Annotated in this window: 10 protein-coding genes and 1 pseudogene; 3 read left to right on the top strand and 8 right to left on the bottom strand. The window is 66.7% G+C overall.

Going from position 1 to position 15315, the window contains the following annotated elements; all coding sequences use genetic code 11:
* Nucleotides 1-117: 117 nt before the first annotated feature.
* From L0U84_RS04735 to purT, 6 genes are all read right to left on the bottom strand, one after another.
* Nucleotides 118-1590, bottom strand: coding sequence for a DEAD/DEAH box helicase (locus tag L0U84_RS04735; RefSeq protein WP_233848155.1), 1473 nt, complete (start codon nucleotides 1588-1590; stop codon nucleotides 118-120).
* Nucleotides 1591-1969: 379 nt separating this feature from the next.
* A complete protein-coding gene (locus L0U84_RS04730; RefSeq protein WP_233848154.1) occupies nucleotides 1970-3406 on the bottom strand; it encodes an aldehyde dehydrogenase family protein in 1437 nt (478 codons plus the stop codon).
* A 32-nt stretch (nucleotides 3407-3438) separates the two neighbouring features.
* Complete coding sequence (locus L0U84_RS04725) at nucleotides 3439-5091, bottom strand: acetolactate synthase large subunit (protein ID WP_233848152.1); 1653 nt, start codon at nucleotides 5089-5091, stop codon at nucleotides 3439-3441.
* Nucleotides 5092-5468: 377 nt separating this feature from the next.
* Nucleotides 5469-5852, bottom strand: a complete 384-nt coding sequence (locus tag L0U84_RS04720) for an MliC family protein (protein ID WP_233848151.1) — start codon at nucleotides 5850-5852, stop codon at nucleotides 5469-5471.
* A 102-nt stretch (nucleotides 5853-5954) separates the two neighbouring features.
* Nucleotides 5955-6167 (bottom strand): DUF6726 family protein, encoded by a 213-nt coding sequence (locus tag L0U84_RS04715; RefSeq protein WP_129959521.1) that lies wholly within the window; start codon nucleotides 6165-6167, stop codon nucleotides 5955-5957.
* Nucleotides 6168-6273: 106 nt separating this feature from the next.
* A complete protein-coding gene (purT, locus tag L0U84_RS04710) occupies nucleotides 6274-7488 on the bottom strand; it encodes a formate-dependent phosphoribosylglycinamide formyltransferase (protein ID WP_233848150.1) in 1215 nt (404 codons plus the stop codon).
* A gap of 237 nt (nucleotides 7489-7725) precedes the next feature.
* On the opposite strand from purT, the gene L0U84_RS04705 reads away from it, so the two are divergent.
* Together L0U84_RS04705 and L0U84_RS44140 are read left to right on the top strand one after the other, a co-directional pair.
* Nucleotides 7726-8262, top strand: coding sequence for an META domain-containing protein (locus L0U84_RS04705; protein WP_129959517.1), 537 nt, complete (start codon nucleotides 7726-7728; stop codon nucleotides 8260-8262).
* Between the two features lie 2783 nt (nucleotides 8263-11045).
* Nucleotides 11046-12614, top strand: a pseudogene (locus L0U84_RS44140) (DNA translocase FtsK); the annotation flags it as partial.
* A gap of 125 nt (nucleotides 12615-12739) precedes the next feature.
* Here L0U84_RS44140 and L0U84_RS04695 read toward each other — a convergent pair.
* Nucleotides 12740-14131 (bottom strand): lactonase family protein, encoded by a 1392-nt coding sequence (locus L0U84_RS04695; protein WP_233848148.1) that lies wholly within the window; start codon nucleotides 14129-14131, stop codon nucleotides 12740-12742.
* Between the two features lie 267 nt (nucleotides 14132-14398).
* Between L0U84_RS04695 and L0U84_RS04690 the strand changes: the two genes are divergently transcribed.
* On the top strand, nucleotides 14399-14551 hold the full coding sequence (locus tag L0U84_RS04690; protein ID WP_082194614.1) for a DUF3096 domain-containing protein: 153 nt from the start codon (nucleotides 14399-14401) through the stop codon (nucleotides 14549-14551).
* Nucleotides 14552-14851: 300 nt separating this feature from the next.
* Here L0U84_RS04690 and L0U84_RS04685 read toward each other — a convergent pair whose 3' ends face one another.
* The gene (locus L0U84_RS04685; protein ID WP_233848147.1) at nucleotides 14852-15097 is read right to left on the bottom strand and encodes a hypothetical protein; all 246 of its coding nucleotides are present in this window, start codon (nucleotides 15095-15097) and stop codon (nucleotides 14852-14854) included.
* Nucleotides 15098-15315: the final 218 nt, after the last annotated feature.

Genomic DNA, 15315 nt, shown 5'->3' with positions numbered 1-15315 from the left:
ATCGGCATGATGCGCATGCGTTGAGCCTTCTGCGCTGTCCAAAACATCGAGCTGCGCGGCTCCCCGCCTTTTACGCCCGAGGCGTTGCACCCCGAGCGCTGAACCCGACAGTCCGTCTTACGACGACGAAGGCGTCTTCCTCGGCATTCCGAACCCGCCGAGCAACGCGGCCAGCTGCCGCTTCGGCGCCGCCTTTTGCGGTGCGGCGTTCGCCGTGGCCGACTCCTCGACCTTGCGCACCGATGCCGGCGACGGCTCGTACGGCTTCAGGAAGAAATCGTCGATCGGCTGCGCGCGATGATGATGATGATGCGGACGGTCATACGAACCCGACGCGCCGCCCGGGCGACGGCGGCTGCGCTCGTCGCGCGATTCGCTGCGCTCGCGGCGCAGCGAACGATCCTCGTGATGATGGCGCACCGGCGCCTCGACGGTCAGGCGCTGCAAGTCGAGCGGCCGCTTGATCAGCTTCTCGATGTCGGCCAGCTGCTTGCGCTCGTTCGGGCTGCACAGCGACAGCGCGTCGCCCGATGCGCCCGCGCGGCCCGTACGGCCGATCCGGTGCACGTAGTCTTCGGCGTTGAACGGCAGATCGAAGTTGATCACCGCCGGCAGTTCGGCGATATCGAGGCCGCGTGCGGCGACGTCCGTCGCGACCAGCGCCTCGACTTCGCCGCGTTTGAACGCGTCGAGCGCCTGCATCCGCTCGCCTTGCGAGCGGTCGCCGTGAATCGCGGTCGCGACCACGCCATCACGTTCGAGGCTGCGCGCGAGTCGGCTCGCGCCGATCTTGCTGTTGCAGAACACGATCACCTGCTTCAGGCCGCGCTCGCGGATCAGCTGCACGACCGCGCCAGTCTTGTCGCCCTCCGCGACTTCGTAGACGACCTGCGTGACGTTGGTCGCGGTCGAGTTGCTGCGCGCGACTTCGATGGTCTGCGGGTTGCGCAGATAGGTCGCGGCGAGCTTCTTGATTTCGCCCGAGAACGTGGCGGAGAAGAGCAGCGTCTGGCGCTCTTTCGGCAGCAGGTTCAGGATGCGCTGCAGGTCGGGCAGGAAGCCCATGTCGAGCATGCGGTCGGCTTCGTCGAGCACGAGCATCTGCACCTGGCCCAGGTTCGCGGTTTTCTGCTGCACGTGATCGAGCAGACGGCCCGGCGTCGCGATCAGGATTTCGACGCCGCGGCGCAACTGGTCGGACTGCGGATTCATGTCGACGCCACCGAACACGACCGCGCTGCGCAGCGCCGTGTGCTTCGCGTAGGCCTGCACGTTCGCGGCGACCTGGTCGGCGAGTTCGCGGGTGGGTGTGAGGATCAGTGCGCGCACCGGATGGCGCGCCGGCGACGCGCTCGTACTGGCCTGCGGCAGCAGACGCTGGATGATTGGCAGCGCGAAACTCGCGGTCTTGCCGGTGCCGGTCTGCGCCGCGCCCATCACGTCACGTCCCGCCAGCAGGACCGGGATCGCCTTCGCCTGGATCGGCGTGGGCGACGTGTAGCCCGATTCCTTGATGGCCTTCAGGATGTCGGGCGCGAGGCCGAATTGATCAAAAGTCTCGGTGCTGGGCGTGACGGCGGTGTCGGACATGGTGGCTTTCGCTAAAAAGGCGCGTGGCGCGATGCGCGCGGCAGCGGTCGGGACCGCGGAGGGCATCAGGATGAGGGCGGAGCCACGTCGTTCCGCGCGAGACCCGTCTGAGTTCGGATAATGCGGCCGGCTCCGGCTGGCGGAAACACCCGCCGAAAGCCCAGCATTGTAACACTTCAGCAAAAAGGCTCGTGACCGCCGGCTGGCGGCTCTCGGCCGGCGCTTCGCTCGCAGCGTAGTGCGCGCAGACGACAGTGGCGTGACAGCCGGGCGCTTTGGCGCGCGGCGGCCCCGGGGCGCCTTCCGCCAGCAACCTCGGGCCCGCACTAGCGCCATCGCGAGCCGCCGGGGCACCCCCGCTCACGTCAGATCGATCGCTTCACCAGGTCTCTCGCATCACCATCAGCCGCAGCTCGGTCATATCCTCGATCGCGTAGCGCACACCCTCGCGCCCGAGCCCCGAATCCTTGACGCCGCCGTACGGCATGTTGTCGACGCGGAACGACGGCACGTCGTTGATCACGACGCCGCCCACTTCGAGCGCATCCCACGCGCGATGCGCATGCGCGAGCGAATCGGTAAATATGCCGGCCTGCAGGCCGAAGTCGCTGTCGTTGACCTGAGCGAGCGCCGCCTCGAAATCGTCGAAGCGCTCAAGGATCGCGACCGGCCCGAACGCCTCCTTGCGATACAGATCGGTGTCGCGCTTCACGCCTTCGAGCAGCGTCGCCTCGAACATCGCGCCGTCGACCTTGCCGCCCGCGACGATCTTCGCGCCCGCCTGCACCGCCCCTTCCATCCAGCCGGCGAGCCGTTTCGCCTCCGATTCGGAGATCATCGGTCCGACGAAAGTCTTTTCGTTCTTCGGATCGCCCATCACGAGCGACTTCGTCTTCGCGATCAGCTTCTCGCGCAGCGCGTCGTAGACGCTCGCATGCGCGAGAATCCGCTGCACGCCGATGCAGCTCTGCCCCGACTGGTAGAACGCGCCGAACGCGAGCCGCTCGACCACGTAGTCGAGCTTGCCGCCCTGATCGCCATCGACGAGCGCCGCCGCGTTGCCGCCCAGCTCCAGAATCACCTTCTTCTTGCCAGCTTTACGCTTCAACTCCCAGCCGACCGCCGGCGACCCCGTGAACGACAACAGCTTGAAGCGCTCGTCGGTCGTGAACAGGTCGGCGCCATCGCGATGCGCGGGCAAAATCGAGAACGCGCCCTTCGGCAGATCGGTTTCCGCGAGGATTTCGCCCATGATCAGCGCACCGACCGGCGTGCGGCTCGCCGGTTTCAGTACGAACGGCACGCCCGCCGCGATCGCCGGCGCGACCTTGTGCGCAGTCAGGTTCAGCGGGAAATTGAACGGCGAGATGAACGAGCACGGCCCGATCGGCACGCGCTTCACGTAGCCGTGATAGCCGTTCGCGCGCGGCGAAATCTCCAGATTGATGATCTCGCCGTCGATCCGCACGCTCTCCTCCGCGGCGACCTTGAACGTATCGATCAGGCGCGTGACTTCGCCCTTCGAATCGTTGATCGGCTTGCCCGCCTCGATGCACAGCGCGAGCGCGAGTTCGTCGTAGCGCTCGCGAAAGCGCTTCACGCAGTGTTCGAGCACCGCCTGGCGCTTGAACGGCGGGTAGGCGCGCATCGCGGGCATCACATCGACCGCGTGGCCGATCGCCTTGTCGATCGCGGCCGCGTCGGCCATCGCGACGCGCGTCGCGACTTCGCCGCTGAATTTGTCGGTGACTTCGAGATCGGTGTTGGCGGCCACCGCCTCGTTGGCCAGGTAGTACGGATAGGTTTTCTGCAACATGTCGAGTTCTCCTGGATTCGCTGCACAGAGGCTCAAAGCCGCGCGGACAACCGCTTGATCTCGCGATTGAGCACGCGCTCGTTGTCCGAATAGTCGATCGGCAGGTCGATCACGTGCACGCCGGGCGTCGCGAAACACTCGCGCAACAGCGGCGCGAACTGCTCGGCCGCCTCGACCCGATGCCCCTGCGCGCCATAGCTTTGCGCATAGGCGACGAAATCCGGGTTCGCAAGCGTCATGCCGTAGTCCGGGAAATTCATGTTCTCCTGCTTCCAGCGGATCATGCCGAACGCGTCGTCGCGCAGGATCAGGATCACCAGATCGAGCTTCATGCGCACCGCCGTTTCGAGCTCCTGCGAGTTCATCATGAAGCCGCCGTCGCCGCATACGGCGATCACCTTGCGCTCCGGATGCACGATCTTGCTCGCGATCGCCGACGGCAGCCCCGCGCCCATCGACGCCAATGCGTTGTCGAGCAGCAGCGAATTCGGCTCGTGCGCACGGTAGTAGCGCGCGAACCAGATCTTGTACATGCCGTTATCCAGACACACGATCCCGTCGACCGGCGTGGTCTCGTACACGTCGTTGACGATCCGCACCGGATACATCGGAAAGCGGTCGTCGTGCTGGCCCTTCACCAGATGCGCCTCGAAGTGCTCCTTGATCTCCTTGAAGCGCGTGAAGTCCCAATGCTCCTTGCGGGTCTTCAGGCTCTCCTTCAACTGCCACACCGCATTCGCGATATCGCCGACCACTTCGATCTGCGGGAAATACACGGGGTCGACTTCGGCGCCGAGGAAGTTCACGTGGATCACGGTCTTCTCGCCCGACTCGCCGCTGCGCATGAAGAACGGCGGCTTTTCGATCACGTCGTGACCGACGTTGATGATGCAGTCCGCGTGCTCGATCGCGCGGTGCACGAAGTCGCCGTCGGAGAGCGTCGCGTTGCCGAGCCACATCGGATGCGATTCGTCGATCACGCCCTTGCCCATCTGCGTCGTGAAGAACGGAATGCCGATCTGGTCGACGAACTCGCGCAGCATCTTCGTCGTGGTCTTGCGGTTGCCGCCCGCGCCGATCATCAGCAGCGGATGCTTCGCGGCGGTGATCGCCTCGACCGCGCGCGCGACCGCCTTCTCCTCGGCGACCGGACGGCGGCTGTAGCTCTTAGGAATCGGCTTGCCGTCGCCCTCCTCGTGCGCGACGTCCTCGGGCAGTTCGAGATGAGTGGCGCCGGGCCGCTCCTCCTCGGCGCGGCGCACGGCCTCGCGCACCGCCGCCGGAATATTGCCGATCGACACGATCTGCCGCGTGTACTTGGTGAGCGGCTCCATCATCCGCACCACGTCGACGATCTGGAAGTGCCCCTGCTTGCTCGACTTGATCGGCTTCTGGCCCGTGACCATCAGCATCGGCATGCCGCCCAGCTGCGCGTAAGCGGCCGCGGTCACGAAGTTGGTCGCGCCGGGGCCGAGCGTCGCCAGACATACTCCCGTGCGGCCGGTAAGCCGCCCGTAGGTGGCGGCCATGAAGCCGGCCGCCTGTTCGTGGCGCGTGAGGATCAGACGGATTTTCGAGCGGCGCAGCGACTCGAGCAGATCGAGATTTTCTTCACCGGGGATGCCGAACACGTACTCGACACCGTCGGCTTCCAGCGATTTGACGAACAGGTCCGATGCTTTCATTGAGGGTCTCGCTTGATGACGCGGGGACAAACAGCGGACTCAAGCGGCGGATTCGGCTCGCTGCCTGAACCCGTCGTTGCACCCGCTGTTGCACCCGCTGTTGCACCACTAGGGTCCGGAACCGGACGATCGAAGACGACAACGACGGCCGCACGCGGAACACGACACCGCGCGCGCGGCATGGCAAACGGCACGGCTAACGCCATGCCGGACAGCTTACTACTCGAACGGAAACGCTGCGCGCGAGCGGACGAGGCGGCGCGCAGAACAGGAAGCGTGGCGCGAGAAGTGCGCGTGAAGACGCGGACGGCGGCAGAGGAAGAAGCCGCCGCGGGAGGTCCATGTGTGGCCGATCAGCGGATCAGCGGATCAGCGGATCAGCGGATCACGGTCACGCAGTCGGAGAGAATCGGCGGCGCATTCTCGCCGCCCGTCAGGTCATACAGATTGGCACGCGGACCCTTGGTCCACCATGTGTAGCTGCCGGCCTGGTACTTCGCGCCGGACGCCGAGATCGTGTTGACGAACAGCATCGACGTGCCATTCACCGGCAGCACGGCGAAGCTCTGTCCGTTCTGCGCGTTCCAATAGGTGACCTGCAGGATGTTGCCGGTCGCGCACGTGTATTTGCGCGTCTGGTGGTTCTTGCCCTCGATGTGCTTGAACTGCAACGGCGCGGCCGATGCGCCGCCGGAACATGCCGCCAACCAGGCTACCACCGATGCTGCCGCCGTCAGGATTGCAACACGCCATGTCTTCATCGAACACCTCGATCGTTGCGGGAGTCAGGCAGGGAAGGCAGACCGGCCGCCACGCCGGTCACAGACGGGTCACAGGCAATTCGTGGACAGCTCGACGACGGCTCAAGGATCGATCACGCCGGCGCACGCATCGGTTGGCGCGGCGGCGACGTGGCCGACGACCGGCACAATCTTCAATCCCGCCGAGGCGATCCGGCACGGCGCGGCCGCGAGCCCGCAGCCGCTGATGCCGGCACACAGCGCGAACACCACACCGAGCGCGCCGGCACGGCCGAGCGCGCCGCGCCACAGATTGCTGCGCGATTCAGGCGCCATACGATCCTCTACTCCGATTGTTTTGCTTCGATAAGGCAAAACGAATGCGGCGGGCGCGACCGTGTGCGTCCCGCACACTTGCACGCCGCGCGTCGCCGCTCACCTCTTACTTGCCCGACACCGGCCGCACCGCCGCCGCGGCCTGCTTCGCGCGCGAGCGTGCTTCGTCGATGTTCTCGCCGGTCGCGAGCGCGACGCCCATGCGTCGTTTGACGAAGCTCTCCGGCTTGCCGAACAGGCGCAGATCCGCGTTCGGTACAGCCAACGCTGCGGCGACACCCTCGAAAGCGATGCCGGCCTCGTCGCGACCACCGTAAATCACCGCCGACGCGCCCGGCGCACGCAGCGAAGTATCCACCGGCAGGCCGAGGATTGCGCGCGCATGCAACTCGAACTCCGAGAAGCGCTGCGAGCATAGCGTGACGAGCCCGGTGTCATGCGGACGCGGGCTGACTTCCGAAAACCATACGTCGTCGCCGCGCACGAAAAGTTCGACGCCGAACAGGCCGCGGCCGCCGAGCGCCGTCGTCACCTTGTGCGCGATCTCGCGCGAACGCTCGAGCGCGAGCGGGCTCATCGGCTGCGGCTGCCACGATTCGACATAGTCTCCCGCGACCTGCACGTGGCCGATCGGATCGCAGAAGTACGTGCTGACCGCCCCGCTCGCCGGGTCGATCGCGCGCACGGTGAGCTGCGTGATTTCGTATTCGAAGTCGATGAAACCCTCGACGATCACGCGCCCGAAATTCACCCGGCCGCCCGCCATCGCGTACTGCCATGCGGGTTCGACGTCGGCGTCGCTGCGCAGCACGGACTGTCCCTTGCCCGACGACGACATCACCGGCTTCACGACGCACGGATAGCCGACCTTCGCGATGCCCGCGCGCAGTTCGTCGAGCGAATCGGCAAACGCGTACGGCGACGTCGCGAGGCCGAGCTCCTCGGCGGCGAGGCGGCGGATGCCTTCGCGATTCATCGTCAGTTGGGTGGCGCGCGCGGTCGGGATCACCTCGGCGAGCGCCTCGGTCTCGATTGCGGCGAGCTCGTCGGTGGCGATAGCCTCGATTTCGGGGACGATCAGATGCGGACGCTCCTGCTCGACCAGCGCGCGCAGCGCGGCGCGGTCGGTCATGTCGATCACGTGGGCGCGATGCGCGACCTGATGGCCCGGCGCGTTCGGGTAACGGTCGACGGCGATCACTTCGACGCCCAGCCGTTGCAGCGCGATGATCACTTCCTTGCCGAGCTCGCCGGCGCCGAGCAGCATCACGCGCGTCGCGGATTCAGAAAGGGGCGTGCCGATCCGTTGGCCGATCTGCATGGGAACTCCAGATAAAAGTCGGGATGAGAGTGGGATTGGATAGACCGCGATGTTAACATGCGGCCCCCTTGCCGCGCGGCGGTGACGGGTGCGCTCACGAGGCCATGGCGGTCGATCGGAACCGCGCCGCCGCTTCGACGTTCGCACCCGCGATCACGTCGCCGCGCGCATCGCTCGCGCACGACAAGCTTAGTACGTTACCCTTACGCCTTCGCCAGTTTGAACAGGAACGACGCCATGCTCATCCGCTCCCGCCCGCGACGTCTTGCGCGCATCACTCCGTGCCTGCGCACCGCCGTCGCCGCGTTGAGCATCGCCGCGCTGCTCGGTGCCTGCGCGATCCCGAAGCATCCGGACGCGTCGGCGCCGCCGCCCGACCCGTTCAATCCCGCCGCCGCGCAACTGCTCGATGACACCAGCTGGGTGCTGAGCTCGTGGAAGAACGCCGACGGTACGGCACGCGCGGTGCCGGCGCAGGATCAGGGGCCGCTCACGCTGACGTTGTCGACCGAAGGCGGCCAGCGGCATGCGAGCGGTTTTTCCGGCTGCAACCGCTTCATGGGTTCGTACATGCTGAAGGACGGCAAGCTGAGCTTCGGTACCCTGGCCGGCACGCGCAAGGCATGCGTGTCACCGGGCGGCGACATCGAGAAGCCGTTCCTCGCCGCGCTCGAACGCATCGATCGCACCGGCGTGCAGATGCGGCCGCCGCAGCAGATGCAGCTGATCCTCGACAACGGCGACGCCTTGACGTTCGATCGCAGCGACAAATGATGCGAGCTCGCGCTGCGTTCGCGCTCCACGCCGGCCTTCGGAGCCGAGCGCTGCGCCGTTTAAACTCGACGGATTGCGCCTCTCGCGCGCTCCGTCATTCGTAGATGTCTGGTATGCACACGGTAGTTTTCGGCTGGTTCGGCGGGTCGGCCGTCTGGTTCATTCCTCTTTTGTGGCGCCTCGTGAAGTCGATGCTGCCGGGCGGCGCGGGTCTGCGCGGCCCCGGCACGATCCGGCTGTGGCTCGGCTTCGTCTGCGTGCTGATCGCGAGTTGCACGCTCGAGGGTTCGCTGATCGGCATCGCCGGCGTCAATGGTTTCGGTCATGCGCTCGCCGCGGGGCTTGGTCATCTGCTCGGCCATATCGGCACGCCGCTCGCGGCGCTCGCGCTGCTGGTGATCAGCCTGCCGTGGCTGATCGAGTTCCGCTGGAGCGAGCTCGCCGCCTGGGCCGACGGCGCGTTCGGCCTCGGTCTGTCGCGCGGACTCGCGAAGCGCGACGAGGATGCGCGCCGCCACCGCACCGTCGACGACGGCGCGCCGACGCATCTTTCACCAGCTACCAACACGATGGCGCCGCGCAACAGCAAGGGTCGCTACGCCCGGCCGACGGTCTGGCGTCCGCCTGCGAGCGGGCGCGCCGCAAACTCCGCCGCTGCAGCGGGCGCCGCGGCGGCCGGCATCGCGGGTAGCAAGGAGGCTTCCGCCCGCGGTGCCGGCGCAAGCTGGCGGGCCGATGCGGCCGCTGGCGCGGCGCGCGGGCCGGTCAAGCAGATCGAGCCGGTGATGCGTACGGGGTCGGGCGCAGCCAGCGGGCCGGCGCGTCCGGCAGCGCCGACGTCAACGCAGGCGCTGCAGCTCGACCAAGCCGCGGACAGATCCGCCGCTCCGTTCGTGCCGACCGAGCCGGTCGCGCCGGCCGGCTGGCTGCGCACGGCCGAGCCGCGTGCGGCGACGGCGACGGGATTGCTGGGTGCGACGAGTGCATCGGGTGCATCGGTCACATCGGCTCGTGATGGCGCGGCGCAGGTCGGTCGGCGCTCGGTCGGCGAACAGCGCTCGAGCGCGCCGTTCGGCTCGAGTGCCGCGTTGGCGGCGACGGCCGCCGCCGCGTCCGGCGTGTCGGCGCGAGCGGCACAGGCGATGGCGGGTCGCTCCGCCGCGTCGGGAGCCGGTATCGGCATGACGGCGGGATCGATGAATGCCGCGGGCCGCGGCAGCCGTCCGGTGTCGCTGCAACGTCCGGCCGACGGCAGCGTGCCGCTCAATCGCGGCGCCGCTTCGCGTCAACCGTTCCCGGCCGCTGCGCGCGCCAACGGCGTGACATTGCCGTCGACCGTGGGCGGGTCTACACCGAACTTCACGCGAACGATGGCGAACACGTCGGCGGCTGCGCCGCCCGCGAGCGTCGAGGAAACGCTGCGCAGCATCGCGGAAAACACCGCGCGCTGGACCGACATGGCCGGCGTGAGCCTCGCGCGCAGCCGTGGCGCCGATAGTGCGAGGATCGGCGACGTGGAGCGTGCGACGACGGCGTTCGATGTGCCGCCGGCGCAACGGGATGTGCTGCCTGTCGAAACCGGCGAGACGGTTGCGGCGCCTCATGCGCCGAGCGTGGGGAGTTCGGCGCGGGTGGTGACGCCGGCGCAGTCGGAGCAAGTAGGCACACCGGTCGAGTTGCCGGCTGAGCATGCAGAGGCCGGGGCCGAGATGCCTACCGAGGGCGGCAACGAAGCGGTTGCGCAATGGCCGACCGAACCGCCAGTCATTCATGCGCCGCGTACGGCTGCGATCGGGTCGGTGGCCGACGTGGCGGTCGAAGCTGCTGTTGAATCCGAGTTTGTAGAGTCGGTTGCTGTTGCCGAAATGCCGGCCGAAGCCGCGCCTGCGGATCCCGTACCCGCCACGCCCGCGGCTGTCGAGCCGTCGATATCTGCCGCCAGCGCGCCGCAACATGAAACGCGGACGGCGACGCCGTTCCAGCGCTTCGCAGCAAGCCTGCAGGAAGATGCCCAGCACGAAGACGCGCCGGCGATCGAAAGCGATTCGACGCGGACGGTGCCACAGGTCGACAGCCAGGCGCAAACCGAGGTCACCACTGCGCAAGCGACGACGCCCATAGCCACGACCACCAGCGTCCCCGCATCGCAGAAGGACGACTCCGCGCGCTCCGCCGAACCGGCCCCCGCCGACACCGCGACGCCGTTGCAAGCGCTGGCGCCGGTCACCGAAATCGTCATCGACAAAACGCTCGTGCCGTGGGAAAGCAAGCTCGGCCCCGCAGCGGCTCAACGCGCTGCGGCGCCGTCGCACTCGCCGCAGTCCGAGACCGCCGCACCGTCGAGCGCAAGCGTGCCGCCGTGGTCTGACGCGTGGCCATCGGACGCCGCGGGCGCAAGCACGCTCCCGGACGAGGCCGCACCGCGGCCGACGACCGCAACTCTGCACGCCGATGCCCTGCCCGTTGCAACAGAGCCCGTGACTCCGCAGGCCCCTGCCCTGCCCGTTGCGACCCAGCCCGCGAACCAGTCGACGAACGAGCCGACGAACGCCTCACCATCGTCGACCTCAACGAGCGCGGCGAACCCCGCTGCGCTGGCATCCGCACCGCCGGTCGTCTCGAACGTAGTCCGCTTCCCGGGCTTCGCCGCGCCGGCGGGCAGCGAGCCTCCGGTAGGCGCAAACGCAACGCCCGTCGCGAACCTGCCGGCCACCGAACCGTCGCCCGCTCAGACACCTTCACCCGCGCCGGCACCGCAACCGCAGGCCCAACCCGCGGACCAACCCTCCACCGAGCCCGCCGCCGCCCGCGCGCCGATGCGAGGTCACACGCCGGTCAACGGCTTCGAGTTCCATGCGCCGGCCGCATCGATGGTCGAACTGCCCACGCTCGATCTGCTCGCCCCCGCCGATGCCGACGTCGAACCGATCTCGGACGACAAGCTGCGCGAGACCGGCCAGCTGATCGAGCAGCGCCTGCAGGAATTCAAGGTGCCGGTGACGGTGGTCGGCGCGTCGGCAGGTCCGGTCATCACGCGCTTCGAAGTCGAGCCGGCGCTCGGCGTGCGCGGCAGCCAGATCGTCGGTCTGATGAAGGACCTGTCGCGCGGTCTCGGTCTCACGTCGATCCGCGTGGTCGAAACGATTCCGGGCAAGACCTGCATGGGCCTCGAACTGCCGAACGCGAAGCGCCAGACGATCCGCCTGTCGGAAATTCTCGAAGCGAGCGTCTACCAGAACTCGCACTCGCAACTGACGCTCGCGATGGGCAAGGACATCACCGGACACCCGGTCGTCGCCGATCTCGCGAAGGCGCCGCACATGCTGGTGGCCGGCACTACCGGTTCCGGCAAGTCGGTCGCGATCAACGCGATGATCTGCTCGCTGCTGTTCAAGGCGACACCCGAGGAAGTGCGTCTGATCATGATCGACCCGAAGATGCTCGAGCTTTCGGTCTACGAAGGAATTCCGCATCTGCTCGCGCCGGTCGTCACCGACATGAAGCTCGCGGCCAACGCGCTGAACTGGTGCGTCGGCGAAATGGAGAAGCGCTACCGGCTGATGTCGGCGGTCGGCGTGCGCAATCTCGCGGGCTTCAACCAGAAGATCCGCGACACCGAAGCGAAGGGCAAGAAGCTCGGCAACCCGTTCTCGCTGACGCCCGATGCACCCGAGCCGCTCGCACCGCTGCCGCTGATCGTCGTCGTGATCGACGAGCTCGCCGACCTGATGATGGTCGCCGGCAAGAAGATCGAGGAGCTGATCGCGCGGCTCGCGCAGAAGGCGCGCGCGGCCGGCATCCACCTGATCCTCGCGACCCAGCGGCCATCCGTCGACGTGATCACCGGTCTCATCAAGGCGAACATTCCGACGCGCGTCGCGTTCCAGGTGTCGTCGAAGATCGACTCGCGCACGATTCTCGACCAGATGGGCGCCGAGTCGCTGCTCGGCCAGGGCGACATGCTGTTCCTGCCGCCGGGCACCGGTTACCCGCAGCGCGTGCACGGCGCGTTCGTCGCCGACGAGGAAGTGCATGCGATCGTCGAGTATCTGAAGCAGTTCGGCGAGCCGCAGTACGAGGAAGGCATTCTCGATGGCCCGGCCGCCGATGGCGGCGCGGCCCAGGACCTGTTCGGCGAGGCGCCGGACGCGGAAGCCGATCCGCTGTACGACGAAGCGGTCGCGTTCGTCGTGCGCACGCGGCGCGCGTCGATCTCGTCGGTGCAGCGGCAATTGCGCATCGGCTATAACCGCGCGGCGCGGCTCGTCGAGCAGATGGAGACGGCCGGACTCGTCTCGGCGATGAGCATCAACGGCAGCCGCGAAGTGTTGGCGCCGGGGCCGGCGGAATGAGCGGCCGGTGAATCGGCGAGGTGGGTCGTCACCGGCACGATGACCTGCCGCGCGCCGCGGATGAAAAAAGCGGACAGCCTCACGATGTGAGCTGTCCGTTTTTATTTACCCGCGCCGGCCGTGCATCACGACGGTGATACCAGCTTGAAATCCACCGGTGAGCCGAGTTCGAAGTGCTGCTTCGGATTCGGATCGAGCAGCCCCGTCTGCGGATCGCGTTTGAACACATAGACCGTGTCGCTCAACTGATTGCCGACGATCAGCCAGTTGCCGGTCGGATCGATGGTGAACTCGCGCGGCGATTTGCCGAGGCTCGACTGCCGGCCGATCTGTTTCAGATGCCCATTGGCGGGATCGACCGAGAAGATCACGATTTCGTTCGCGTCGCCGCGATTGGACGCATACACGAAACGTCCGTCCGGCGACATATGAATCGCCGCCGCGCCCACTTTCCCCTTGAAGCCGGGCTCGCTCAAGGGCAGCGTCTGCACGAGCTTCAGCCTGCCGTCGTGGTAGTCGAACGTGCTGACGGTCGCCGCGAGTTCGCTCGTCAGATACGCGTGTCTGCCGTCCGCGCTGAAAACGAGGTGGCGCGGACCCGTGCCGGCCTTCTGCTGCGTGTAGCCCCAGTCCGTCGCGACGAATGGGCCCGCGCCGGCGCTGCTCAGCGGTGCGTAGCGGTACGAGTACAGCTTGTCGGCGCCGAGGTCCTGCGCGAACAGATAGTGGCCGTCAGGCGAGAACACGGTCGAATGCACGTGCGAGTTGTCCTGCCGCCCTTTCACCGGACCGCCGCCCTCGTGATGCACGGTCTGCACCGAAGTGCCGACCTGGCCGTTGCCCTGCAGCGGAAACACGGCAAAGCTGCCGCCCGGATCGGACGCGACCGAATAGTTCGCGCTCAGCAGATACTTGCCGTCCGGCGAGATGCTCAGGTAGCACGGATCATTACCATCGGACGACACCTTGTTCAGAAACGTCAGCTGCCCGCGCGCGGCATCGAAGCCGAACGCGCTGATGCCGCCACGCTGCGTGGCCGGGCCGTCGTCGCCGGGCAGCTCGTTGACCGAATAGACGAAGCGGCGGTCGCGGCTCACCACGAGATAGGACGGATTGACCGTCTGCGCGACCGACACCTGGGTCGCCGCGCCGGTCTTCGTATCGAAACGAAAGACGTAGATGCCCTCGCTCTTGCCGCTGGTGTAAGTACCGACCAGCATCGTATAGACGCCGTCCGCGGGGACCGGGCCGGAATCTTGCGCATATGCGTGCGAAGCAACAATCGAAACCATGAGCACGAAACCTTTTATTATCGAATGGGCGGCCCGCAAGGGCGCTGGCCGCCTCGCGCGCCGCGCGGTGCTTTGCGCCCTGCAATCCGCGGCAGAGCGAGCGGTGTGATCAGCGCCATGCGGACGGGAACCCTGAACGGCAACACTGGCAAGAACAGAAGTAAAAACGGAAGTCGGCACTGGGCGCACGGCAGCAGGCCCGACGGCACGGCGACTGTGAAGCATGAGACCTCCTCGACATCGGTTGTCTGGTACGGGCTCGCGTACGAGCCTGGGTACGAACGGTGGTAACGGTGTCTGGTCTGCCGCGCCGCGAATCGAGCGTCGTTCCGCGTTGTTGTTGTCGAAGTGAGTATAAGAGCGTTACGTCGGATCATGCAGTGAATCCGCCGCTGCCGCGCGACCTGCGGCAGCGGCTTTGGTCTCGCGCGCCGGGACTTTTTTCAATCGTTTTCTCAATCGCGCATCACGCGTCTCAACCACGGAGTCTCCATGAACGTCACTCTCAGTCTGGGCCCGCTCGTTTCGCTGATCGCCGGCATCCTGATCCTGGTCATGCCGCGCCTGTTGAACTACATCGTCGCGCTTTACCTGATCATCATCGGCATCATCGGCATCTTCGGCGTGGGCTCGTCGCATCTGTGAGCGACAGGCGGCGCGACACCGGGCGCAACCGTTGCGTCCGGTGTCGAGGTGGATTCGCCCGAAGGGATGGTTCGCGGAGATGCCCGCGCCGCGGCAAATGTCACGTCGTGACATACGCGGGCAGGGACGTCGCGCACAAGATAGACGCGCGCGAGCGCACCGCGCCACGCGAACCATCGACGTGACGCGACGCAGGACAAAGATAGGGTACGGAATGCGAAGGCGCGGTATGAAGCAATGCGTCGACTGCGCGGCGCGGATACGCGAGGAACCTGCGCTGCGAACGCCCGGCGCTACCTGTCAACCGTTCGCCAGCTGGTCGAGCCGCAGCCGCCCCTGCAGCGACAGCGCGCCGACCGCATAATGGTCGGCATCCTGCTGATAGCGCCGGAAGCAGGCCCGCTCGACCAGAAAGGACGCGGCGGCCAGCATACCATTGCGGCTCAGGCCGAGCCGGCCATGATCGAGTGGCAACATGGAGTCGCCGGCAAGCTGGCTGGCGGCCGAGAGAATCGTGATGCAATCGGATTTCGAAGGGTTCAGCATGGCTTTCGTCCTCGGAAACGGCGTCTGCATGCGCCATGAGCAAGGCCAATTAGCAGTCCGGCAGGTCGCCGAACATCGGCATGAAGTTTGATTGTATGCATGGATTTGACAATTTTCCAACCAGCGTTTTGCCGCAGTGTGCGGTGAACCAAACAATGCTGCTCGTGGTCCGGTAATAACACCCACTCGAAGCGCGGCTGCTGTCGCCGTCCGTAATA

It is taken from the genome of Paraburkholderia sp. HD33-4 (assembly GCF_021390635.1).
In the GTDB taxonomy this organism is placed as follows: domain Bacteria; phylum Pseudomonadota; class Gammaproteobacteria; order Burkholderiales; family Burkholderiaceae; genus Paraburkholderia.
This window is presented reverse-complemented; position numbering and strand designations above follow the sequence as displayed.

Bases quoted from the DNA above. Each gene is read 5' to 3' on its own strand.
- L0U84_RS04695 (WP_233848148.1), bottom strand. From the start codon at position 14,131: ATGCTTCACAGTCGCCGTGCCGTCGGGCCTGCTGCCGTGCGCCCAGTG.
- L0U84_RS04725 (WP_233848152.1), bottom strand. From the start codon at position 5,091: ATGAAAGCATCGGACCTGTTCGTCAAATCGCTGGAAGCCGACGGTGTC.
- L0U84_RS04690 (WP_082194614.1), top strand. From the start codon at position 14,399: ATGAACGTCACTCTCAGTCTGGGCCCGCTCGTTTCGCTGATCGCCGGC.
- L0U84_RS04730 (WP_233848154.1), bottom strand. From the start codon at position 3,406: ATGTTGCAGAAAACCTATCCGTACTACCTGGCCAACGAGGCGGTGGCC.
- purT (WP_233848150.1), bottom strand. From the start codon at position 7,488: ATGCAGATCGGCCAACGGATCGGCACGCCCCTTTCTGAATCCGCGACG.
- L0U84_RS04705 (WP_129959517.1), top strand. From the start codon at position 7,726: ATGCTCATCCGCTCCCGCCCGCGACGTCTTGCGCGCATCACTCCGTGC.
- L0U84_RS04685 (WP_233848147.1), bottom strand. From the start codon at position 15,097: ATGCTGAACCCTTCGAAATCCGATTGCATCACGATTCTCTCGGCCGCC.
- L0U84_RS04715 (WP_129959521.1), bottom strand. From the start codon at position 6,167: ATGGCGCCTGAATCGCGCAGCAATCTGTGGCGCGGCGCGCTCGGCCGT.
- L0U84_RS04735 (WP_233848155.1), bottom strand. From the start codon at position 1,590: ATGTCCGACACCGCCGTCACGCCCAGCACCGAGACTTTTGATCAATTC.
- L0U84_RS04720 (WP_233848151.1), bottom strand. From the start codon at position 5,852: ATGAAGACATGGCGTGTTGCAATCCTGACGGCGGCAGCATCGGTGGTA.